This window comes from Streptosporangium vulgare (genome assembly GCF_042428775.1).
In the GTDB taxonomy this organism is placed as follows: Bacteria; Actinomycetota; Actinomycetes; order Streptosporangiales; family Streptosporangiaceae; genus Streptosporangium; species Streptosporangium vulgare.
The window spans coordinates 1-604 of the sequence record NZ_JBHMBS010000160.1; the positions used below are offsets into that span (position 1 = coordinate 1).

The following is a 604-nucleotide window of genomic DNA, read 5'->3' on the forward strand; positions in this document are numbered from 1 at the left end:
AAATCCGGCGTAGTCGAGCGTTGGGTGGATTGTGGAGATCACGCCAGCCAGTTTCAGCCCATCGATCTTGCCGCGCTCAAGCTGCTTGTTCAGCAGTTTCGCGGCTTCGGTCATGCCGAGGGTTAACGACTTGTCGTTGATATCTTTCATGACAACCGGCACGCCTTTCCACGCAGACTGGTAAGCGATGCCGCCGCCCATAATGCCTGCACCCAGCACCGCGGCCTGTTTCGGGGTTTCAACGTCTTTGGTGAGTTTCTTCGCTTTGCCTTTTACATATTGATCGTTAAGGAAAATGCCGACCAGTGCGCGGGCTTCGTTGGTATGCGCCAGCGGGACAAAACTTTTGTTTTCCAGGTTTAAGGCTTCTTCACGACCAAAACGGGCCGCAGCTTCAATGGTTTTTACTGCGGTGATGGGGGCCGGATAATGTTTCCCCGCTGTTTGTGCGACCATCCCTTTAGCGATGGTGAAGCTCATGGTGGCTTCAATCTTGCTCAGTTTTAGTGGTTCCAGCTTCGGCTGACGTTTTGCTTTCCAGTCGAGGTCGCCGTTAATGGCCTGGCGTAAAACCGCCTTTGCGCCTTCAACCAGTTTTTCTGCT

1 protein-coding gene is annotated in these 604 nt (G+C 53.3%); it reads right to left on the reverse strand.

Going from position 1 to position 604, the window contains the following annotated elements:
• A partial coding sequence (locus tag ACFFRH_RS44940; RefSeq protein WP_512701152.1) for a 3-hydroxyacyl-CoA dehydrogenase NAD-binding domain-containing protein occupies positions 1-604 on the reverse strand: 604 nt, incomplete at both ends.